This is a genomic window from Alteromonas antoniana (genome assembly GCF_019249295.1).
GTDB lineage: Bacteria > Pseudomonadota > Gammaproteobacteria > Enterobacterales > Alteromonadaceae > Alteromonas > Alteromonas antoniana.
The window spans coordinates 44431-67320 of the sequence record NZ_JAESDH010000016.1; the positions used below are offsets into that span (position 1 = coordinate 44431).

General features: G+C 52.3%; 16 protein-coding genes. 12 read left to right on the forward strand and 4 right to left on the reverse strand.

Annotated features, from left to right (window positions below):
- The first annotated feature begins 145 nt into the window (after window positions 1-145).
- The 4 genes from JKP77_RS13980 to JKP77_RS13995 all read left to right on the forward strand — a co-directional run bounded on the left by JKP77_RS13980 (window position 146) and on the right by JKP77_RS13995 (window position 7200).
- Window positions 146-1444, forward strand: coding sequence for an adenylosuccinate synthase (locus JKP77_RS13980; protein ID WP_218311778.1), 1299 nt, complete (start codon window positions 146-148; stop codon window positions 1442-1444).
- Between the two features lie 595 nt (window positions 1445-2039).
- Window positions 2040-4877: an ATP-binding protein gene (locus tag JKP77_RS13985; RefSeq protein ID WP_218311779.1), complete on the forward strand. Its 2838-nt coding sequence runs from the start codon at window positions 2040-2042 to the stop codon at window positions 4875-4877.
- 329 nt (window positions 4878-5206) lie between these two features.
- Window positions 5207-6586, forward strand: a complete 1380-nt coding sequence (locus JKP77_RS13990; RefSeq protein WP_218311780.1) for an aldehyde dehydrogenase family protein — start codon at window positions 5207-5209, stop codon at window positions 6584-6586.
- Window positions 6587-6783: 197 nt separating this feature from the next.
- Complete coding sequence (locus tag JKP77_RS13995) at window positions 6784-7200, forward strand: VOC family protein (RefSeq protein WP_218311781.1); 417 nt, start codon at window positions 6784-6786, stop codon at window positions 7198-7200.
- Window positions 7201-7485: 285 nt separating this feature from the next.
- On the opposite strand, the gene JKP77_RS14000 is transcribed toward JKP77_RS13995, so the two are convergent.
- Entirely contained in the window at window positions 7486-8862 is a 1377-nt protein-coding gene (locus JKP77_RS14000) for a Na+/H+ antiporter NhaC family protein (RefSeq protein ID WP_218311782.1), read from the reverse strand.
- 334 nt (window positions 8863-9196) lie between these two features.
- Window positions 9197-11662, reverse strand: a complete 2466-nt coding sequence (pbp4b, locus tag JKP77_RS14005) for a penicillin binding protein PBP4B (protein WP_338024874.1) — start codon at window positions 11660-11662, stop codon at window positions 9197-9199.
- Between the two features lie 198 nt (window positions 11663-11860).
- On the opposite strand from pbp4b, the gene JKP77_RS14010 reads away from it, so the two are divergent.
- Window positions 11861-13744 (forward strand): glycoside hydrolase family 3 N-terminal domain-containing protein, encoded by a 1884-nt coding sequence (locus tag JKP77_RS14010; protein WP_218311783.1) that lies wholly within the window; start codon window positions 11861-11863, stop codon window positions 13742-13744.
- A 1-nt stretch (window position 13745) separates the two neighbouring features.
- Window positions 13746-14903 (forward strand): acyltransferase family protein, encoded by a 1158-nt coding sequence (locus tag JKP77_RS14015; protein WP_218311784.1) that lies wholly within the window; start codon window positions 13746-13748, stop codon window positions 14901-14903.
- Between the two features lie 81 nt (window positions 14904-14984).
- Here JKP77_RS14015 and JKP77_RS14020 read toward each other — a convergent pair whose 3' ends face one another.
- Window positions 14985-15410: a putative periplasmic lipoprotein gene (locus JKP77_RS14020; protein WP_218311785.1), complete on the reverse strand. Its 426-nt coding sequence runs from the start codon at window positions 15408-15410 to the stop codon at window positions 14985-14987.
- Between the two features lie 275 nt (window positions 15411-15685).
- Here JKP77_RS14020 and JKP77_RS14025 point away from each other — a divergent pair, with 275 nt between their 5' ends.
- On the forward strand, window positions 15686-16729 hold the full coding sequence (locus JKP77_RS14025; RefSeq protein ID WP_218311786.1) for a mechanosensitive ion channel family protein: 1044 nt from the start codon (window positions 15686-15688) through the stop codon (window positions 16727-16729).
- 273 nt (window positions 16730-17002) lie between these two features.
- Here JKP77_RS14025 and JKP77_RS14030 read toward each other — a convergent pair whose 3' ends face one another.
- Window positions 17003-17992: an AraC family transcriptional regulator gene (locus tag JKP77_RS14030; protein ID WP_218311787.1), complete on the reverse strand. Its 990-nt coding sequence runs from the start codon at window positions 17990-17992 to the stop codon at window positions 17003-17005.
- 157 nt (window positions 17993-18149) lie between these two features.
- On the opposite strand from JKP77_RS14030, the gene JKP77_RS14035 reads away from it, so the two are divergent.
- From JKP77_RS14035 to JKP77_RS14055, 5 genes are read left to right on the forward strand one after another with little or no spacing between them, the layout of a single operon-like run.
- Window positions 18150-19445 (forward strand): flavin-containing monooxygenase, encoded by a 1296-nt coding sequence (locus tag JKP77_RS14035; RefSeq protein WP_218311788.1) that lies wholly within the window; start codon window positions 18150-18152, stop codon window positions 19443-19445.
- On the forward strand, window positions 19446-20360 hold the full coding sequence (locus JKP77_RS14040; RefSeq protein WP_218311789.1) for a bile acid:sodium symporter family protein: 915 nt from the start codon (window positions 19446-19448) through the stop codon (window positions 20358-20360).
- Window positions 20350-21285 carry an SDR family oxidoreductase gene (locus JKP77_RS14045; RefSeq protein ID WP_218311790.1) on the forward strand — a complete coding sequence of 312 codons (936 nt, stop codon included), beginning with the start codon at window positions 20350-20352 and terminating at the stop codon, window positions 21283-21285. Before JKP77_RS14040 ends, JKP77_RS14045 begins: the two co-directional genes overlap by 11 nt.
- On the forward strand, window positions 21282-22088 hold the full coding sequence (locus tag JKP77_RS14050; RefSeq protein WP_218311791.1) for an SDR family NAD(P)-dependent oxidoreductase: 807 nt from the start codon (window positions 21282-21284) through the stop codon (window positions 22086-22088). Before JKP77_RS14045 ends, JKP77_RS14050 begins: the two co-directional genes overlap by 4 nt.
- Window positions 22085-22816: a sulfite exporter TauE/SafE family protein gene (locus JKP77_RS14055; RefSeq protein ID WP_218311792.1), complete on the forward strand. Its 732-nt coding sequence runs from the start codon at window positions 22085-22087 to the stop codon at window positions 22814-22816. The genes JKP77_RS14050 and JKP77_RS14055 overlap by 4 nt, the downstream gene beginning before the upstream one ends.
- The last annotated feature ends 74 nt before the right edge of the window (window positions 22817-22890 follow it).

Consider the following 22890-nt stretch of genomic DNA (forward strand, 5'->3'; position numbering starts at 1 on the left):
ACGCAGTGGAGCCTTGCTAACACGCTGAAATTCATTGAAATGCGGGAAAAATGTCCTGAGTGATGCCTTTTTGCGCATAAAAGAGATGATCACCACAGGTGATTTTTGATAGAATCCACGCCTAATTTTTTTACGCATTTGATTCATGGCAAAGAACGTTGTGGTACTCGGCACCCAATGGGGTGACGAGGGTAAAGGTAAGGTTGTTGATCTTCTCACTGATCGCGCTAAATATGTGGTCCGTTATCAGGGCGGCCATAATGCCGGTCACACGCTGGTAATTGACGGCGAAAAGACCGTCCTTCATTTAATCCCATCGGGTATTCTGCGCAGCAATGTTACCTGTATCATTGGTAATGGCGTGGTGCTGAGCCCGGACGCCCTAATGACCGAAATCAAAATGCTGGAAGAGCGTGGCGTGCCGGTTAAAGAGCGCCTGAAAATCAGCGAAGCGTGTCCTTTGATCCTGCCTTATCACATTGCGCTTGACGTGGCTCGTGAGAAAGCCCGCGGTAAGAAAGCCATTGGCACCACAGGCCGTGGTATCGGTCCGGCATATGAAGATAAAGTATCGCGCCGCGGCCTTCGCGTAGGCGATTTGTTTAACGCCGAGGACTTCGCCGTTAAGCTGAAAGAAGTACTGGATATCCATAACTTCACGCTGACACAGTATTACAAAGAAGAGCCGGTTGATTTCGATGAAACGTTGGAAAAAGCGCTGGCTGTGGCCGATATTCTGAAAGCCATGGTAGTGGACGTCACCGACGAGCTGGATAAGGCGCATAAAGCCGGTCTGCCCATCATGTTTGAAGGTGCGCAGGGTACGCTGCTTGATATCGATCACGGTACCTATCCTTATGTGACCTCTTCAAACACCACAGTAGGTGGTGTCGCAACCGGCGCGGGCTTTGGTCCGCTGAAACTCGATTACGTACTGGGTATCGTTAAGGCCTACACTACGCGGGTCGGTTCGGGTCCGTTCCCTACCGAACTGGATTGTAACGTGGGCGAGCACCTGGGTGTTAAAGGTCACGAGTTTGGTGCTACCACCGGACGTAAGCGTCGTACTGGCTGGTTTGACGCCGTTGCCATGAAGCGTGCCGTTCAGATTAACTCTATTACCGGCTTCTGTCTGACCAAGTTGGACGTACTTGACGGTCTGGATACCCTGCAAATTTGTACGGGCTATAAAGACGCACAAGGTAATGTCAAGGATGTACCGCCAATGGCCGCAGACGGCTATGACCTGGTAACGCCTGTTTACGAAGAAATGCCAGGTTGGTCTGATAACACCTTTGGTATCACCCGTTATGAAGATCTGCCTCAGGCTGCAAAGAATTACATTATGCGCCTTGAGCACATCACCGGGGTGCCTGTGGATATTATTTCTACCGGCCCGGATCGTAACGAAACCATTGTGTTACGTCACCCTTACGACGCATAACACACACGTTATTCAGTGATTATCCACAGCCTGCTTTTGCAGGCTGTGTTGTTTCCGGCAGCGACTTTTTGGCGTCGCCCCGGTGCCGGCTAATCTTTGGCGTGCGCATGAGCATCCGGTTGTCAAACCAGGAGTCCGCAGCACCTACCGTCGAATTGATAGCGTGGCAGGGGAGCAAACCGTTCATTTCGTTGCGCGCACTGCAAATCAGTTACGCTTACTGCGAAATGTCATGTCTGCTATATGAAACGCGCGGCGCAATAGCGGCCGAAGCTGAATATTGTGGCTTTTCGGTGAGAAAATGTTTTAGTATGAACTATGCAGTTCAAAACTACGCTGGCGCTAGTCTATTCGTGTTCAGGAAAAAACTGACAGACACGTTTGTGTCCGGACGCACTAAAAACGGAATACGGTGGTCTACTGATAATTTTCGTCTATGCAACCTCTCAGATAAAGGCTGGTTGCTACAGAAACTGGTATCGCACAATCATGGTGGCGAGGCCGCGCTGTCGTCTCTGAACGCCACTTCCGCATCGGGATACGGTCTGCCGGCCCTCTTATTCACTTTTGTTCCTTCTGTTTTTGTACTCTCGCTATGACTATTGCCAGGCACGCTCAAGTCCTTATTCTCACCGCTGCGCTCTATTTCGTATTAGGCGTGCTGGGTCAGAAAGTGGCTATGCCTCCGGGATTCGCGGCAATCATATGGCCAGCTGCCGGCATCGCCCTGGCGTCGGCATTATTATTCGGGCGTACCGGGCTGGCGGGAGTCTTGTTGGGTGCCTTTGTTCTGAACGTCAAAACCATAGGCTCAGGCAACTGGAACATCGATTATCTTCTGCCTGCACTGATGAGCGCCGCTGCCTGCCTGCAGGCTGCCGTTGGCAGCGTGCTTATAAAGAAGACCATTGGTTTTCCGTTCGCCTATCACCGCTCATCGAATGTTGTCACTTTCGTTTTACTGGGCGCGATACTCAGCACGGTAATTTGCGCCTCAGTGAGTTGCCTGTTGCTGTGGATGTACGGCTTTATCGACACCGGAGCATTGCTCATTAGCTGGATAAACTGGTGGGCTGGTGATGCCATCGGGGTCATCTTTTTGTTTCCCTGGTTGCTGGTATTGTTTCCGAAAACGTTCTCGGTATCACATCAAAAACCCAAGCTGGTATTGCTGTCACTGATTGGCATAACCCTTGGCATCCTGAGTCTGTCGTGGCTGGCCACACAAATGGAGAAAAACAAGCAACATCAGGCCTTTTCTGACAATGCCGCGATGATGTCACAATCGCTGAAAAGCGAGGTTAGCAATGTCATCAATATTCTGCACAGCACCGCCGGTTTTGTGGGCTCACACACAGAACTATTGCCTGATGAATTTGATGTGTTCAGCGCAGAACTGATGCAGCGCAATCCAATTTTGCACGGTCTGTCCTGGAATGCCAGGGTCCCTGACGAAGAACTTAAAGCCTTTGAGTCTCATATGCAGCAGCGGTACCGCGAGGGACAATTTGCCACCGACTTTGTCGTTAACGAACGGGGAGAGGATGGCAGTATTGAGGCTGTGCAGCCGCGACATGAGCATGTCGTGGTGAGCTACATCGCGCCATTTGAACGAAACCGTGAAGCGTTAGGTTATGTGGCAAACTCTCAGTCGACCCGCGCCACGGCGCTGGAAATAGCAAAAGTCACAGAGAATGTGTTCCCAACCCAGCCTATCCGACTGATTCAGGGGGAGAGTGAACAAACGGGCGTGTTGCTGTTTTTGCCCGCTCAGGCCATCACGACCGATACCGACAGTTATATGTCAGAGGGCTATGCCACGGCGATACTGAGGGTAAGTGATATGGCTGAGATGACGCTCTCTGGCAACGTTCTGGACAATACCGGTATTGCACTGGTGGATCCCGATGCGCCGGAAGAGCAAGCCATAATGTATCACTCTGAGATGTCAGAGTCCGCCTTGCAGGCACTGAAAAAGATGTTGGCCCCCGATCGTTACAATACTCCGTCTGACTATTTTCCCTTATTCGAGCGCCATATCGTGCCGGTTGGTGGCCGCGCCTGGGAGTTGATTCAGTTCAGCGAAACTGAATATATCATCCAGCCATGGGGCGTACAGTTGCTGCTGGCTGCCGGATTGCTTTTCACCGGGTTACTGGGATGGTTTATCGTGATCCTTGCCGGGCATGCTAATGAAGTGGAGTATCAGGTAGAAACCCGTACCCGGGACCTGAAATTAAGTAACGACCGCTTGATGGAGTCTGAAAAACAGCTGCAAGAAGCGCGTGATCAGGCGGTGAAGTCCAATAAAGCAAAAAGTGATTTTCTGGCGAACATGAGTCACGAAATTCGCACCCCCATGAATGCGATTATCGGACTGAGCAGCTTGGGAAGCCGTCAGGCGGTGAGCCCGGAGGCACATGAGAAGTTTACGCGAATTAACCAGTCCGGTGAGATGTTGCTGCAAATCATCAATGATATTCTGGATTTCTCCAAAATCGAGGCCAATAAACTGGAACTGGAGACGGAAGTCTTTGCCCTGACCGATATCATCCGTCAGCTCGATAGCATGTTCCGTTCACAGGTTCAGGAGAAAAATCTGACGCTGACATTTCGTTTTGGCGGTAAATGCGAAAAGTACTACGTGGGGGATGCCTTACGACTGAATCAGGTATTGGTGAATCTGGTGAGTAATGCGGTTAAGTTTACGCATACCGGTGGAATCGACGTTGTTGTCACGCCGGAGCAAACTGCCGCCGGTGAAGCCGCGATGACCTGGACAGTAAAGGATTCCGGTATCGGTATGACTGACAAACAGATTGATAGTCTGTTTGATGCGTTCACTCAGGCCGATACCTCTACCAGCCGCAAGTACGGCGGCACCGGGCTGGGCATGGCAATCAGCTCACGGCTGGTAAAAACCATGGGGGGAAAATTTGAGGTCGAAAGTGCACAAGGCAAAGGCACGACCATGACCGTTACCTTACCCATTCGTCCGGCGACTGACGCCGAACGCCTCCAGGCCGTATCACAGGAGCACGCGGTATCCTCAGCTGTTACGAATAATATGGCATTGTCCGGTAAAGTGTTGCTGGTAGAAGATAATGCCATCAATCAGGCGGTAATCAGTGAGCAATTGCAGCATATCGGCATTCACCCTGACATTGCCGAAAACGGCAAACAAGCTGTTGATAAAGTGAAAGGCAATACCTATGCGCTGGTACTGATGGACATTCAGATGCCGGTAATGGATGGGTACGAAGCAACACGGGAAATCCGGAAGGCGGGGATCACGGTGCCAATTGTCGCACTGACCGCCGCCGCTATGGTGGAAGACAAGCAAAAAGCCATTGCCAGCGGTATGAATGACCATCTTGGTAAACCGTTCCGCGAACGCGAAATGCGCGATGTTATCATGAAGTGGTGCGGATAAGCGCCGAACGGTACGATACGTCATCGTTCACACTTTCTTCAGCTCTAGCTTCTTGGTCTCATGCATCTCTTTTCTGCAGTGCTTCGGGGTCCATCTTCCCTGGTGAATATTGGCAACGTAGCGCGCCGCAAAGGCAGCGCATTCGTGTCGGTTGAATGACAAGCTCCCCATTCGCAAGGCATATCTGTCGGTTGAATGACAAGCTCCCAACACACAAAACCTACGTGACGGTGAAATGACATGCTCCCAACAAACAACGCATTGCAAAGCGGGTTGGTAAACGGCAGCTCAACTGGTATATGCTAAGTACAGACTAAACGGGGAATCAAATGAGTATGCAAGAGCACTATTCAGCGCTGCTTGAGTCACTAAATACAACATTTCGAAGCGGTAAAACCCGCGCGCTGTCCTGGAGAAAAGCGCAGCTCAATGCATTGGCTGCGTTGGTTGAAGAAAACCAGCAACAAATTGCAGAAGCGTTGGAAAAAGACTTAGGAAAGTGCCAGGCAGAAAGCTATACCTCGGAGATTGGTTTTTTACTTGGTGATATCAGGCATACCCTGAAGCACCTGAGCGGCTGGAGTAAGCCCCGTAAAGTCAGTACGCCTGTAGTTGCCTGGCCCGGTAAAAGCTTCCGGTATCCGGAACCGTTGGGTACGGTGCTGATTATCGGCGCGTGGAACTATCCGTTTCAACTGGTATTGGCACCCTATATCGCCGCGCTGGCGGCAGGAAACTGCGCGGTACTGAAACCCTCCGAGTTGGCTGCAAATACCTCTGCCATGCTCGCTGAACTGATCCCGAAATATCTTGATGGTGATGCTGTGTGCGTTGTTGAGGGGGCCAAAGAGGAAACGACGGCGCTGCTGGCACTGCAATGGGACCATATCTTTTATACCGGCGGTGAAGCGGTAGGAAAAGTGGTAATGAGCGCCGCAGCAAAGCACTTAACGCCAGTCACCCTTGAACTGGGAGGAAAGAGCCCCTGTCTGGTCGATTCACGCACGCATCTTGCGGTAAGCGCCAGACGCATTGTCTGGGGGAAATGGATGAATGCCGGGCAAACCTGTATTGCGCCTGATTACGTGCTGGTAGAAAAAGGGTTGCTGCCTGCCTTCATGGAGGCAATTACCGAAGAGCTTAGAAAGCAATATGGTGATAATCCACTGCAAAGCGATGACTACGGTAACATTATAAACCCGCGGCATTTAGCGCGGCTGAAAAGTTATCTGGAAGGGCAGGACATTGCACTGGGAGGCGAGGTTGACGACATTGCCAACGCTATGGCGCCGACGATTGTGGTGGATCCAGCAAAAGACAGTGCCCTGATGCAGGAAGAAATTTTTGGTCCAATACTCCCTGTTATCACGGTCGATAGTATGGATGATGCTATCGCATTTATTAACGACAGGCCCAAGCCGCTGGCATTGTATCTGTTTACCGATGACAAGCATCTGGAAGACAGAGTGTTATCATCAACCAGTGCGGGCAATGTGTGTATCAACGATACCATGATGTTTATGGCAAACCCTGAATTGCCGTTTGGTGGGGTAGGAAACTCAGGCATGGGTAGCTATCATGGCCAGGCTGGATTTGATACGTTCAGTCATTTGAAAACCGTGATGCGGCGCTCATTCTTATTTGATGCCGCTTTTCGTTACGCGCCGTTCTCGGATTTAAAACTGAAAATACTGAAGAAGTTTTTGTAGTCTTCTCGCAAACCCAACCGGAGAAGACGCGAGTTAATCTATGAGCACTCAGCGAGTCCTGAGTGTTGCAATCGCAAGGCGGAGCTCGCAGGGAATGGCAGTAGCCATTGCCAGCAAGCGAGCTGAAACCCTGACTATTCTACTAACTACAGGGCCCTGCAAAGCGAACGCAGGACTGATATAAGGAGTGTCGTTACATGCCCAATCCGTTTCACCTGGCAATTCCGGTTACCAACCTTGATGATGCGCGCACGTTTTATGGTGAGCTGTTAGGTTGTGAAGAGGGCAGAAGTGACAGCCAATGGATTGACTGGAATTTTTTCGGCCATCAGGTGGTAACTCACTGTGTTGCGAGTATGCCAACGCCGCCCTCGCATAACGCCGTTGACGACCATGCTGTGCCGGTGCCGCATTTTGGTGTTGTGCTGGATATGGATGACTGGCAGGCGTTGTCTGAACGTCTCAAAGTGGCCGAAACTGAGTTCATTATTGCACCTTATATTCGCTTTAAAGGGCAACCCGGCGAGCAGGCAACGATGTTCTTTAACGACCCGTTTGGTAACGCGCTGGAATTTAAAGCGTTTGCGTCAATGTCGCAGCTGTTTGCGAAGTAGGAAAGCTGACATCACGTTGCCGTCGTTTTGTCAGCTGCTGACAACCTTTATATAGCCTGCAACGCCTGACGCTGCCTTTCTATTCTGACCAGGAGACAGGGCTGGCGGCCGCCTGATCGAAGGTTTACCCGGCCCTGCGTACTCTGCGGAATGTGCATTATCCTCTGACCACACCCCATTGCAGATTCGTGTTACATCTCGTTGCCATGGTTGCGCGTTAGCTTTGTTTCTCGCTGCCATGAAACTGCGCTGAAGTTATCTGCGAGCGATAAATGGGGATCAGGGTTAGCCAATCATCGCGATACTTGCCAGTAAGTAGGCAATCAGCGTAGCCCCCCCTGCCACCAGCGCGTAGGGGAACTGGGTTTTTACATGCGTTAATACATCACAACCAGCCGCCAGCGAAGACACCGCTGTAGTATCTGAAATTGGCGAGCAGTGATCGCCGAAAATGCCGCCACCGAGTATCGCCGCCACCACCAGTGACGGCGGAAGGCCAAGAGACTGGATCAGGGGGACCCCGATGGGGATTAGGATCGCAAAGGTTCCCCATGACGTGCCGGTAGTAAACGACATCACGGCACCGGCCAGAAACAGCATTGGTACAATTAATACCAGGGGCAGAAACTCGCCCACCACACCGGCAACGAACACGCCGGTACCCAGTACTTTCAGGCTGCTTCCCAGTGTCAGTGAGAGCAACACGATGGTGACCAGAGGCAACAGCTCTCCCATGCCCTTAAAGCCGATTTCCACCGCCTCTTTATGGGTGAAACGCTTATGGGTGATAAGTAGCAGATATGCCAGTGCGGTTGCCAGCGCCGTCGCATAAAGAACCGATTTGCTGCCGCTGCCATCGGCCAGTTTTCCGTCGCCGGTCCATAGCATAAAGCCCACCATGCTCACGACCATGGTTATCAGAGGAAGCAGCATATAGCGGGCACGTGTTGCGGGTTCCGTTTTGATTACGGTGTCGGTTTTACGGCTGCGCTTATCCTCTTCAGCCATTGGTCCGTGAACCTTATCGGTAATGATGGTGTACAGCACGATGGCTAACGTAAACAGCGCATAGAAGTTCAGCGGTACGCTCCCCCACAGAATAGCTGCAGAGGTGGACTCCAGCTCGTAGCTGTCCAGCAGGCTGAGCACAAACGCGCCCCAGCCATTGAGTAAAATAAGAATGCAGACCGGGGCGCTGGTACTGTCGATAATGTATGCCAGTCGCGCCCGGCTCATGCCGAATTTATCAAACAATCCCCGCGCAAAAATACCGGAGGTCAGTACGCTTAAATTTGATTCTATAAAAACGGCGACACCGGTAAACATGGTCAGCCCGCCAACCTGCTTTTTACCGCGGGCAACCCCTTTATTGACAAGCCAGTTGACCGTGGCGGTGACCCCGCCTGAATCGCGAATAAAAGCCAGTAATGCGCCTACCAGTACTGAAAAAATCAGCACTCGGGTATTACCAGGGCTGGAAGCGGTATCAATTACCCGTTCGATACCGGTGACAGGCGTAAGCAGCACGCTTTCGCCTGGCTGCTGAAGTAACAGCAACCCTTCGGCGCAAAGTACCGCAAGCACCAGCGCAAGAATGACTTCTTTTTTCCAGAAGACGACAACAATCGCCACCAGCGGCGGGACAATGGACAGCCAATCCATACTTTTTCCTGTGTTATTTTTGTTTGGTACAGCCCCTGCTTTCCCGTTGATGTCAGATCATGAGCAAAGCGGGAGAATGTTTTCATGCTGCAGGGAGCGTCGGGGCCTGAAGCGAATGCGTAAGCGTACCGCAATCAGGTTGTCGATAGCCAGTCTGATTATGATTACCGGCAGGGAAACCGGCTGAAAAAACAAAGCAAGGCTGCCTCAACGTGGCGCGTTTCCAGCGCGCTCAAAGAATACCAAGCCGCCGAGACCTGTGCACATACCATTGTTGAATGAGTAGACCGTGTGGCGATGTGCATTATCGGGTAAGTCCAGCGAGGATCTGGCATCACCGGGTACGATGATGGAGCACCGCCTCATAAATCAACGTGACAATCCGCTCGTAGTTGCCGGTATCAAACTGAGAGCCGGAAAAGACGGGATTACCTGCACTGTCCTGCTTTATGGGGGAGTGGCGGGCGTTGGTCAGTAATATAATGCCCAAATCCAGCGCGGGATCTATTACCGTTACTGTGCCGGTCCATCCGGTGTGGCCAAATGCGCTGTCACTGGCGTAGGGGCCGAAATACGAATGTTTCCCGCCATCTCCGGCTCGCCGCCAGCCCAGGCCATATGCATAAGTATCGGGCCCGGGGCTGATAAATAACTGCATGATGTCGCCGTCAAAGAGATGGACGTCATCGTAGCCACCCCGGTTGATCAGTGCCTGTACCAGCACTGCCAGTTCTCCGGCAGTAGAAAACAGGCCTGCGTGACCGGAAACCCCTCCCATTGAATAGAAGGCTTTTTCATCATGTACCTCTCCACGCAGCGTCGATGTTCGAATGCCGGGAAAGTCGATAGTGCCATTGCGGGTATTTCCGTTTATCTCCGTAGCAGCAAAGGCGTTCTTCTGAGCGCCTTTTGAGAGCGGCGTAAAACGGGTGTGAGTGAGCCCCAGCGGTTCATATATCTGCGACTCACAGTAGGCATCCAGTGTCATCCCGGTTATACGCTCAACCAGTAAACCCAGCAGCATAAAGTTGGTATCGCTGTATATAGTCTGCCCGGCGCGGCCAGCGGTAAACGGCAGGTGCTGTAACAGCAGTTCGGTGGTGCGCGTTTTATCTAAAGAGTAAAAGTCGGAACCGAGCTGGTTCTCTGGTGTGAAAAACTTCACTTCCGGTGCGTAGCCAGACTGATGACTGAGCAGGTCGATAACGCGCCGGGCATCTCTTCCGGCGCCGCGATACTCCGGAATATAGGTTTGCAATGGTTCCGATACATCCAGCTTGCCGTCAGCGACCAGTTTCATCAGTGCCAGTGTAGTGGCGAACATTTTGGTATTCGAGGCCAGATCGAAAACGGTGGTTTTCGTCATCGGTTGCGGATTTTCAAGGGGCTGCTGGTTTTCATCGTATCTGAGGGCGTACCCGTAGGCATCGTGTTTGATGATTTCTCCGTCTTTGATGACCAGCAGCACGGCACCCGGGAAACCGTTATCAACATCGTGCTGAATCTGCTTATCCACCTCGCGAAAGGCGTTGGTATAGGCGGCGCTATTGTCGACAAGAACCGGGTAAGGCACGGTCACGTGCACGGAACCGGTTGCCGGAGAAATCTCACTGACTGAAAACGTATTGATGCCATCGTGGGTACGTCTTGCCAGGGAATAGGCATACTGTGTGTTGGCGGACAGCACGTCAGCGATATTTAACGCGTCACCGTTTACGCGCAACGTGGCACTCACATCTTCGCTTGCTTCAATCACGATGTCACCGCGACCACGATACGCCCTGAACCGGGCTTTATTATTTCCCTGCCGGTCTGCACCGCTTGCTGCGGTAAAGTGCATATCTATCTGCCCTCGTTTACGCTCAGTTTGGGGGGGTGGCAGGACATCGCCCTCACGTTGATAGCGAGACACCATGATTTCAGCCTGTTGCGGAAAATACTTATCCAGCAGTGCAAATACAGCGGCCGATGTCTGGGCGTCGGGGCGACCGCTTACCTGCCAGGGGAGAAAGTGCATCTGAAATGCACTGATAGCATTAATGGTCTGTTCATCCAATTGCCCGGTTTCCATCACGCCATAGCCGTAGCGGGCCAGGGCCTGCTGAAACAGCGATATTGAAACCGGCCGGGAAGCAAACGTCTGCCAGTAGGTGTTCAGCGTTTCTTTATCGTACCAGGCGCCAATACCGGCCTGATAAAGCGCATACCAGGGAAAACGCGGACCCGGATCGCTTTTGCGGTTAAACGCGATGTCAGCATGACCTACAACGGCCGTAGGGTTGATATCAGGATTTCGCGCCAGGATGTCGCGAATGAGGGTAGTCAGCAGCGCAATTTGCTCGCTGTCATAGTCGGGAAAAAGGCAGGGGCGGCTGGCACCGTGCTCGTTATGTTGACCAGGGACATCTTTTTCCCAGTGACAATCCGGCACATTAACCACTTCAATGCCAATTGACTGATCATTAAGACCTGACCGGCCTTGCCATGTGCTGATCCCGGCATGCCATGCGCGCCGGGATTCATCCACCAGCTGCATCACTTTCAAATGGTTGTATGGGTAGCTCGGGTCGCCGGATTCCGGCACCAGATAATGGGCGCTGAGTCCGCCTTCATCCACCAGGGCTTTTACGCTGTCAGCGTAGTTCAGTGCGGTGTAATGAATAACCAGGGTCTTAATGCGCTCCCCCTGATTCTTCGACGGCAACTGCACAATATTTGATGTGCTGCAGCTCATCAAAGCGGCAACAATCAATATCAGCACAGTACGGCGGAAGAAGCCGCAAAACAGAGGCGATGACACAGTCCGGTCTCCAGATAGTCTGAATGATCACCATACCGGTATTAGCCAATGATGACTACTTCCTGATAATAAAATATTCTTGAGATAATAGGGGGTGGCTTCCACTTCAATTTAGTCATGATCGAGCAATTCTGCGATAACGCTAAACCCGGACAATGCTCGGAGGAATAATTTATTTTATCAGCCTGGTGGGGTAGGATGCTTTTACCCTGTAGTCAGCCTGAGTATTCCATGCTTATCCGAACGCTGTGCCTTTGCATTTTTGTGCTTTCTTTTTTCAGTGCTAAAGCGCTTCCCGCTTCAGGAGATAACGCGCTGACAGCCCAAATCGGGCAAAAAATGATGCTCGATTTTCGTTATTTCTGTGATGACGGAACCGCTTCCCATCAATGCCGTAAGCCCGTGCTGTCGCTGACACCCGAGATGGAACAGCTGCTGGTAAGCAAACACATTGGCGGCGTTCTGCTGTTTGCAGAAAACTTACAGGATATCCCTCAGATCATACGGCTGAACTATCAGCTTCAGGCGCTGATGAAAAAGCATGGACTGCCGCCGCTGTTTATCGCTATCGATCAGGAAGGCGGGCGCGTGGCGCGGTTAAATGATCATATTGCCACACGCTTTGTTGGCAACATGGCGATAGGGGCAACCTACCCGGTGCATGGCACCGCCTTTGCCACCGATGTGGCAAAAGGCATCGCGCGGGAAATTAAAATGCTGGGGTTTAACGTCAACTTCGCACCCACGGTGGATGTGAACAGCAACCCGGATAACCCCGTTATTAATGTGCGTAGTTATGGAGAAGATCCCAGACTCGTGGCAGCGCTGGGGCAGGCCACCGTCACCGGCATGCAGGAAGAAGGTGTTCTGAGCGCCATTAAACACTTCCCCGGCCATGGCGATACCCATGTCGACAGCCATACCGGACTACCGGTAGTGAACCACGATCGCGCCACGATTAACCGTACCGACGTCTATCCGTTTGCCCGGATCATTGCCGGGCCAACACCGCCCGCCATGGTGATGACCGCGCACATACAATATCCGCAACTGGACGATACCCGCTTTCAGGCCAAAGATGGCAAGCCAACCATTGTCCCGGCAACCATGTCGAAAAAAATCTTAACCGGTGTCCTCAGGCAGGAGTTGGCATATACCGGACTGATCGTTACCGACGCGTTGGATATGGCCGGTATTGCTCACTATTTTTCACAGGCAGAAGCGGTGATCCACACCTTTGACGCCGGTGCTGATATTGCGCTGATGCCCGTATCGGTTCGAACCCCGAAGGACATCTCCACGTTCTCAAAAGTGTTTGATGATGTGGTGAATGCGGTGAAAGACGGCCGGCTCAATGCCGCGAACATGGCGCGGTCTGCCAAACGCATTGCCAAAACGAAAGCCAGTTTTGGCATTGGCGGGTTTACCTCGGTGCCGCTGGATGCGCGGATCCAGGAAGCGCGCGCTAAACTGCCTTTAAAACAAAATAAGAAAACGGAACAGGCGCTGGCAAAGGCCTCGCTTACGATAACCAAAGGGAAAGCGATGCTGCCGCTTTCACAAGCCGGTGACTGGCATTTTGTAATGCCGGACGAAGCGCGATGCAAGGCCATGCTGACGGCGGTCGAAAAACATCAACGCATCCCTGTGTCCTGTCAGTCGCTGGCCACATTGCCGCCGTCGCCGCCTAAAGCGCTACTGCGCTCTCTGAACGCGCTGGTGGTAGCCGATATCACGCCACAGTACAGCGTGGCGGAAATGGGAGGCATGGACGACCTGGCATCCTTGCGCGACCGTGCCGATAAACCTGCGCAGTACCTCTGGATGCGAAAGACAATGCAGGCGGCCAGAGATGCTGGCGTGCCGGTAGTGATGGTGGCGCTGCGCGCGCCTTATGTGCTGGCTGCGTTCTCTGATGAGACTGACATTGCGCTGACTACCTATGGTTACAACGTCACCGTGTATGATGACGGGCGCGCAGAGGGAGCGGTATTCGATGCCATCTATCAGGCTCTGAGTGGCAGGTTCAAACCTTCCGGTACGTTGCCGGTGACGGTTCGACAAGCGGGAAACGGCAGATAACATGAATACCCAATCCCGCATAGCTGCGGTTGACGCCCTGCGCGGACTGGCCATTGCGGCCATGATCCTGGTGAATAATCCCGGCAGCTGGTCTCATGTCTATGCGCCCATGTTACATGCCAAATGGCACGGCATGACGCCAACCGATCTGATATTTCCGCTTTTTATCTTTATTGTCGGCATTGCTGCGGCCTATTCATTACCCCGTCAGCTGGCAAAAGGCGTGTCGCGGCGCCAGGTGATGCGTCAGGCGCTGGTGAGAGCGGCGAAGTTATTGTTGTTAGGCGGGTTTCTTGCCGTGTTTTATTACAATTTCGCGCAACCTGACTACGATTGGTGGCAGTCTCGGGTGCTGGAAATCAGGCTTCCCGGTGTGCTGCAACGTATTGGTGTGGTGTTTGCGCTAACCGCCGCATTGCTTTTATGGCTCGGGCGCCGGGGGATCGCGGCTGCTTTCGTCATCACGCTGGCAACCTACTGGCTGCTCATGGCTCTGGTACCTTATGCCGATGCATCTGGTACGACATACGTCGGACAGTGGCAGTTTGGAAATAGTCTGAGCGCCTGGCTGGATCATCACATTCTCGGGCCTGCCCACCTTTATTATGCTGATGCCAAACCCTTCAGTTTTGACCCCGAAGGGATCTTAAGTACGCTTCCGGCACTGTCCACAAGTTTAAGCGGTGTGCTGACAGGTATGTACCTGCAAAGTACAGATAGTCATGCCAGAAAGGCACTGATGACGATGGTATGCGGTGTAGCCTGTATCGCGCTGGGATACGCGCTGTCGCCGCTTGTGCCGGTTAACAAAGCATTATGGACGCCCTCTTATGTCTTTCTGAGTAGCGGATGGTCGCTGGTGGCACTTAGTGTGTTGCTATATGTCATGGATGTACGGCGGTGGCAAGGCTGGGCAACACCACTGATCGTTTGCGGCGCCAACAGTATTGCGTTTTACATGCTGGCAGGCATTCTTGCCCGGTGTCTGATGATGGTACGTGTTGAGAACACCAGTCTGCACGGCTATTTGTACAATGACTGGTTTGCGCCTGTGTTTGGTCCGCTTAACGGCTCGCTTGCATTCGCTGTGTGTTTTCTGGTGGTGTGTTATCTGCCCGTGGCCTGGATGTACCGTAAGCGGATTTTCTGGAAGGTGTAACCTGGTTCACTGAAATAAAGCCAGCAATGATATGCGTTTACCAGGTTAAACACGCAAAGGTTGACTCCGCAATTTCAGATTTCAGCTATCGGCGTCAGTTACCACGGTCAGGACTTCACTTGTTTCAGGCTTTTCACCCGGTGTGCATGCCTTAATCGGCTCTTCGCGTAACACTTTCGGCTCCCACTCATCTCTGACTGAATTTTTGTGCTGGGCTGTCACCAGATAGCGGGTACATTCTTTAACATCAATTGCCAGCATTTTGTAGTCAGCATCTTTAGCGCGGGTGTTCAGTCGCTTCGTTGTCACCAGATTAATGTAGTGAAATCCGGGAGAAACGTTCTCAATGTCCTCTTTCGGTAGGCGTTTGCCATCAACGGACAGAATTTTCACATCGTAATTGTCGGGGTCGGAAACCTGACTTTGAGTGCCATCGATAATGGCGTACGGTGATGTTGCGCAACCTAAGAGCATCATTGTTCCGAGTAAAACGATGGTGGTTTTCATTAGTGGGCCCTGTCCATTGGTTTGTCCATTAGCTCGTTGATTAAGTCCGAGATCATAAGTAATCAATATGGCAAGTGGACTCAGGTAAATCAACAGTAAACTGGCTCAGAGCTGCGGGGTTAAGCTGGCGTTCATTTTCAGACCAGCATTTTGCAAGACGGCATCACTCTCTGGGAAAGTACGATGTGATTGTTTGCGTGAAAATCCCGTATAGTCGCGCCACCTCACGTTCTGCGGTATGCTGAAAATATCGTTATTCAACTATTTATGTGGCTATGGCAGAAACGATACTTACCGCCCTAACGTCTTTTTATCCGCTGGTAGTCAGTTTACTCGGTGTGGTGCTGGTATTGGGGCTCACCCATCATTTTCTGATTGGGCGTCACGACTATCTTTCGGGGGATAAAAAATTACCCCGGCAGGTCACCATGCTGTTACTCACTCTGGTGGGGTTACTGGTGGTGGTGCTGTCACTTCCTGTTATCGAAAGTACCCGCAACCAGATCATTGCCCTTATTGGTGTATTGTTGTCTGGTGTTATTGCATTTTCTTCTACTACCGTGGTCAGCAACCTGATGGCGGGGATCGTACTGCGGGTGAATAAGCCGTTCCGGGTGGGTGATTTTGTCCGGGTGAACGGGTTTGCGGGGCGTGTTACTCAAATGGGGTTGCTGGATACCGAAATTCAGAGTGAAACCCGCGAACTCATTGCCTTTGCCAACTCATTACTGGTGTCTTCGCCAGTCAGTGTGGTACGCGCATCAGGCGCGATTATTTCGGTCGATTTGAGTTTGGGCTATGAACTGCATCATGGACTGGTTGAGAAACACCTTTTGTTGGCGGCAGAGCGCAGTCAGCTTGAAGAGCCTTTTGTTCAGGTGACAGCGCTGGGCGACTTTTCTGTTACATATCGCATTGCCGGGCTACTCAAAGATGTTAAAAGTATGCTCAGTGCGCGGTCCAATTTGCACAAGTCGGTGATGGACTGTTTGCATGAAGCCGGCATTGAAATTGTCTCTCCCTCATTTATGAATCAGCGTCCACAGGAGCCGGGCGTCCAGATGATCCCGCAAGCTAAAGAGAATGAATCAGAGAGTGAAAGTTCAGCGCCCGAGGCTGTCGTATTTGATAAGGCCGAGCAGGCCGAGTCGCAGTTAAAATCGAAAGAAGCGATGGAAAAGCAGTTGTCGATGTTAAAAGAGCAGTTGCCGTCGGTCAGTGGTGAAGAGAAAGAGACACTGAAACAGCGTATTGAAACTCTGTCCTCTCGTTTGGAAGCCAGTGAGCAACAACACGAGGAACAGAAAGAGAGCCCCTAGAGAGTGTTTATCTAAACTTCGCTCACTTGCGGTTGTCTAGCACAAAACTGGTCTACAGCATTAGTACTGACCAAAGATCGCCAGGTTCCAGTGTTTTCTTCAATGCAGCGTCTGGGGAAATAAGTGCAAATGTGAGCGCTCACTAACCCGTGCTCATCGCTGTGGCAGGCCGAAAGCCTCGACACGGTTTTGATGCCAGTCGGTGCTCATTCTGATAGCTTAGCTAGCTGTCCCGGCGAAGTGTCCTGCACCTGCGCAATGTCTGCCAGTAGTTCAGTGTCCGTTAACAGTACAGTGCGTCTGGCGATATTCCCTGAACCCCATTCCGGTCCAGCGGCGAAATGCTTTGGCAAAAGCGTGCTCATCACTGTACCCCAGATAATCAGCCAGGCTTGCCTGCGTCACATGCGCCAGGCAGATTTGCTCAAGGGCATGATGCTTTCGCACCGCCTGAGTTAACTGCTGGTAAGTCATTCCACGTAACTGAAGCTTTCTTGTAAGCGTGCGCTCACTTACGGCAAGACTTGCTGCCATTTGAGCTCGGCTAAGCCAGGGTTGATTTTTCAGAAGTGTCTTAACGTTATCTTCAAATGACTGGGGGTGCAGCTGACTAAGCTGCTGTTTGGCAAGCTCCAGCATCTGCGCTTGCACTGCCGGATTCACCTCCCGCTGTTTGAAATGCCAATCGGCATCTGCATAAATAATCGCGTTTTCTTGTTGAGCAAATTGAATGTCTGCCTGTCCGAATACCTGCTGGTATTCGCTAAGAGAAGTCTGGGCTTCATGCGCAAAGAGCACGGCAGTCGGCGAGATATTTTTGCCTGCAACCCAACTGGCGCCGGTGGCGATGCTGGCAATAATAGCTTCGATACGCAGAGTGACAGCCGTAGTGAACTGATCGTCATAGGTAATTTTCCATCCCCGGCTTTCGTGTGCTTTCCTGAACTGCCCGCCTTCCCCAACCAAAGGTGAATAGTTCACCAGGCAATCCACAGCCACACTAAGTGATGGACTGCTGAGTAACAGAAATCCCATGGTGTCAAAGTGCTGGGGCATTAGTGCCCGGCCAACGCGAAGTCCTGTACCTGGTGCAACCTGACTCTCGATACTTTTCCACATTTCATCCTGCAGAGGTAACGGTAGCCGGGGCTGGTCGGCATAGTCTGCCAGCTGTGCACGAATGGCTGGTTCGAGCTGAATATCATAGTGAGCCAACTGCGATAAAATCGCTCTGGTAAAGCTCTGTGTCACCGTTGCTGTCAAAATAGTCGCGCTTGTTTACTTGTCTGTGCAGATCATCAGCATACGACGAATTTGTACTGTTGTCTCGAATTAACCAGTTAAATGGCCTGTGTTTGCGGGATTTATGTGTAAACTATTTGTTAACCTTTGGCCTGAGTCAGCAATAAGAGATACGCAGATGGAACCGTATGTTGTTATCGGCGCCGGCCCGATGGGATTGTGTAGTACACGCCGTTTAGCCGAGCAGGGCATTCAGGTGATAGGGCTGGAGGCCCACAATGACGTGGGTGGGTTGTGGGATATCGATAGCCCTACCAGCACGATGTATCAGTCGGCGCATCTTATTTCCTCTAAGCGCATGACTGAGTTTGATGACTTTCCCATGCGCGATGATGTTGCTACCTATCCGCGGCACAGCGAACTGAAGCATTACTTTCATGACTATGCGGCACATTTTGATTTGTACCGCCATTATCGCTTTGGTTGCTGGGTGGAACGCCTGGAGCCGGTTGACGATAAATGGCGGGTTACCTACCGCCAGCACGACAAAACGCATGAGATAATAGCGTCTGGTGTGCTGCTGGCCAACGGGACTTTGCATCACCCTAACCGTATAGAATTTCCGGGTCAGTTTGATGGCGAGATGATGCACAGTTGTGATTACCGCAATGCCGACATTTTTGAGGGCAAGCGTGTACTGATAGTCGGGTGTGGCAACAGCGGCTGTGACATTGCTGTTGATGCCGTGCACCGCGCCGAACACGTAGATATGGCCGTGCGCAGAGGCTATTACTTTTTACCCAAATTTGTAGCAGGGCGTCCCACCGACACGCTGGGCGGTAAAATCCGGTTACCTAACTTCCTGAAGCAACACGTGGATGGGTTGCTGGTGCGTCTGATATCCGGCAAGCCCAGCAGTTATGGTCTCCCCGATCCTGATTATAAAATGTATGAGTCACACCCGGTCATTAACTCATTATTTTTACATCACATCGGTCATGGCGACATTACCGTGCGGCCTGACATAGAAGCACTTACCTCAAACGGAGCACAATTCACCGATGGCCAGGAAGCGCACTACGACCTGATACTGCAGGCTACCGGCTATAAACTGCATTATCCGTTTATTGATAAGCAGCATCTGAATTGGCAGGGCGATGCACCGCAGTTATATCTGAATGTATTCAACCCAAAACATCCGGGGCTGTTTGTTATGGGGATGGTTGAAGCGGCCGGGCTGGGCTGGCAGGGCCGTGATGATCAGGCACAGCTGGTTGCCCGGGTTATCCGCATGCAACAGGATAATCCTGCTGCTGCCAGCGCATTCTTCGACAAGGTGCGCGCCAAAGCCACAGAGAGAATCGACGGCGGCATGCAGTATCTTCCACTGGAACGAATGGCCTATTATGTTCATAAGGCTGAGTATCTGCAGGCGCTCAACAATGAAATGCGCCAGTTAAGCGCGGGCGCGTAAATGTCTGCTACCAGCCTGATAATTCTCAACGCCATACTGGCCATGATGATGTTCGGTATCGCGCTAAGCCTCACGCCAGCCGATTTTCGTCGCATAGTGAAGAAACCACTGGGGCCGGTTGTGGGGCTTTGTGCCCAGTTTATATTGTTGCCTGCACTTACCTGCTTTCTTATATTCCTCATCCCCATACCGGCAGATGTGGCGCTGGGACTGCTGCTGGTGAGCTGTTGTCCGGGAGGCAGCTTTTCAAACCTGATGACTTATCTGTCGCGGGGAAATACGGCGCTGTCCGTCAGTATGACTGGCGTTGCCAGCCTGCTGGCCTGTGTGCTCACGCCGCTGAACTTTATGTTTTACGGGGCCCTGAATCCGCGAACCCGGGAACTGCTGAACAGTATTTCGGTGTCGGTAAGCGACATGCTGCTGATTGTTACACTGGTGCTGGCTATTCCGCTGGCGCTGGGACTCGTCTGCGCACAGCGTTTTCCAGATTTCGCCCGCAAAAGCGAGCCTTTTTTCCGGTTTATCTCCTTGTTTACCCTGTTTGGGTTCGTACTGATAGCCCTTGGGATGAACTGGCAGAAGTTTTTAAGTGGCGCCAGTATTTTTTTGCTGGCGGTCATTGCCCACAACGCGCTGGCGCTCGCAATAGGCTGGAGCTCGGCGCGAATGCTGCAACTGCCTGTCGCCGATCGTCGGGCGATAACGCTGGAGGTTGGACTGCAAAACTCCGGCCTTGGGCTTGGCATTATCTTTACCTTTTTTTCCGATCTTACCTCCATGGCGATTATCGCCGCTGCCTGGGGGATCTGGCATCTTATCAGCGGTATGAGCCTGAGTTTCCTTTGGCAGGGGCTGGACCGGCGCCAGGCCAGACGTCAATCAAATGCAAAGCAGTATTCTTATGAGTCTTAATATTCTTATCACCGGTAGCGAGGGCTATCTGGGCAGGCGGCTGGTTTCGCAGCTGGGAAGCGAACATACCGTGGTGGGCATCGATATTTGCGCGCAGTCTGCCCCGGGTTATGCCTATCATACGATGGATATTCGGGACCCGGCCCTTGCGACCTTGTTGAAAGCGAACCGTATCAGCCATGTCATACACCTTGCCAGCGTAATGAAAGCCAGTGATGACCGCGAGCGGGATTACGATATTGATATTAACGGTACCGCCAATGTCCTGTCCTGTTGTCTGGAGGCCGGCGTTGGGCATATTACGGTTAGCAGTAGCGGCGCAGCCTACGGTTATCATGCTGACAACCCACACTGGCTGACAGAAGAGCATTCCCTCAGAGGCAACGACCATTTTGCCTACAGTCAGCACAAAAGGTTGATTGAAGAGATGCTGGCCGCGCATCGACGCACCAGTCCGCAGCTACGACAACTTATTTTACGGCCGGGCACCGTACTGGGAAGCCACACCCAAAACCAGATAACCAACCTGTTTGAGCAGCGGCGCTTACTGGCGGTAAAAGGCTCGCCTTCTCCCTTTGTGTTTATCTGGGATGAAGATGTGGTCGAGATTATCGCCACCGGGGTTACTGAGAGCAAAACCGGCATGTATAACCTGGCCGGAGACGGTGCCATGACGATTGCTGAAATCGCCCGGGCGCTGAACAAGCCAGTATTGCAGCTACCTGCCTGGCTGTTGCGCATAGCGCTGACTATCGGACACAAGCTCAGACTGACGCAATACAGTGCAGAGCAGCTTGATTTTCTGCGCTACCGCCCGGTATTAAGCAACCAGGCGCTGAAACAGGAATTTGGATACACGCCCCGAAAAACCAGCCGGGAAGTATTCGAATACTTCGTGCAGCATAACCAGGCAAGGCTCGGATGAACGGTCTTACAGGGGCAGGTAGCAGACCTGTTGCCGTGATTACCGGCGCAGCATCCGGACTGGGAAGGGATCTTGCGCACGCGCTGGCGAACAGGTATCACCTCATATTGGTAGACATTCAGAAGGAAGCGCTTGAGCAGGTCGCTAGTGCTTTTACGCAAGTCGATACGCTGGTTTGTGATTTGTCTGATGTCGGTGACATCAGCCGGCTCATCGCTGCTGTTCGCACCCGCTGTGCCAGCGTTGATCTGTTGATCAATAATGCCGGGATCACGCACCGGTCACTGGCCGTATCAACGCAGATGCATGTAATGCAAAAAGTCATGAGTGTCGATTATCTGGCTCCGGTACAGCTGACGCAGGGGCTGTTACCGCACATGAATGCGGATTCAACCATAGTAAATATTGGGTCGATGGCTGGCTGGATGCCGGTTCTGGGACGCGCGGGCTATTGCGCAGCAAAATCTGCGCTGCATCAGTATTTTGAGACGTTGCGCGCCGAACTCGGCAAATCGGGTCCCCACATTCTGATGGTATATCCCGGCTTTCTGGATACCCCTATCGAAAACAATGCGCTGGATGGCGTCGGCGACAAGGCGCGGCACAAACGTACCATGGCTGGTCGGATGCGCAGCAGCCAATGGATGGCCGCAAACATCGTTACTGGCATAGAGAAAAAGCAGCGCCGACTGTTTCCGGATCGTTTCACTGCCATGGCCAGTTTGCTGTACCGCGTGTGTCCTTCGCTTTATCTGCATTTGATGCGTAAAAAGTTGCACCACGAACTGGATCCTGGTTTATGAGCTTTATCGTTGTAGCCCTGGGCGTACTGGTGGCTTTTACTATCGAAGCGATGACGGGATTTGGCAGTATCGTACTGGCATTGTCGATAGGGGCACTGGTCATGGAGATTCCGGTGTTGGTGCAATGGCTGGTGCCGCTGAATATCATGATGACCGCGCCGCTGGTATGGCGTTATCGTCATGCCGTTGCGTATAAGCTGCTGCTGACGCAAATCCTCCCTTTGATGGGCGTTGGCACGCTGGCAGGCGTCTGGCTGGCAGACTATTTACACGTAGTCTACACACAAGGCATATTCGCCCTTCTGATTTGCTGGTTCGCGTTGCGGGCGTTGCTTAATGCCAGGGCTCCGGCTCACAGTACGCCGGTACGAAGCAGCCTGATTGCCGGCGCGGGCGTTACACATGGCTTATTTGCATCCGGTGGACCGCTGCTGGTGTACGCGCTGGCGCGAACTGAGCTGGATAAGACACGCTTGCGTGCCACGTTGCTGTGCGTCTGGCTTACTCTGAACAGTATGCTGACAGTCTGGTTCGCCGTGTTTGGTGAGCTCAGAGACTATCTGCCAGAAATCGCCATGCTGCTACCGTGCGTGCTGGTGGGCGCGCTGTTGGGGAATGCACTGCATCATCACGTCAGTCAGCAGGCGTTTACCCGTGCAGTATTTAGCGTGCTGCTTATTGTCGGGCTGATTTTACTGGTTACTTCCGTTCACAGTGTCTGGGGATAAGCGGGAATAACGGTTAATGGTGCGGCGTGACGTTGTTGGCATTCCGCAGCTCTGCCCTGTGACCCCTTCAATCG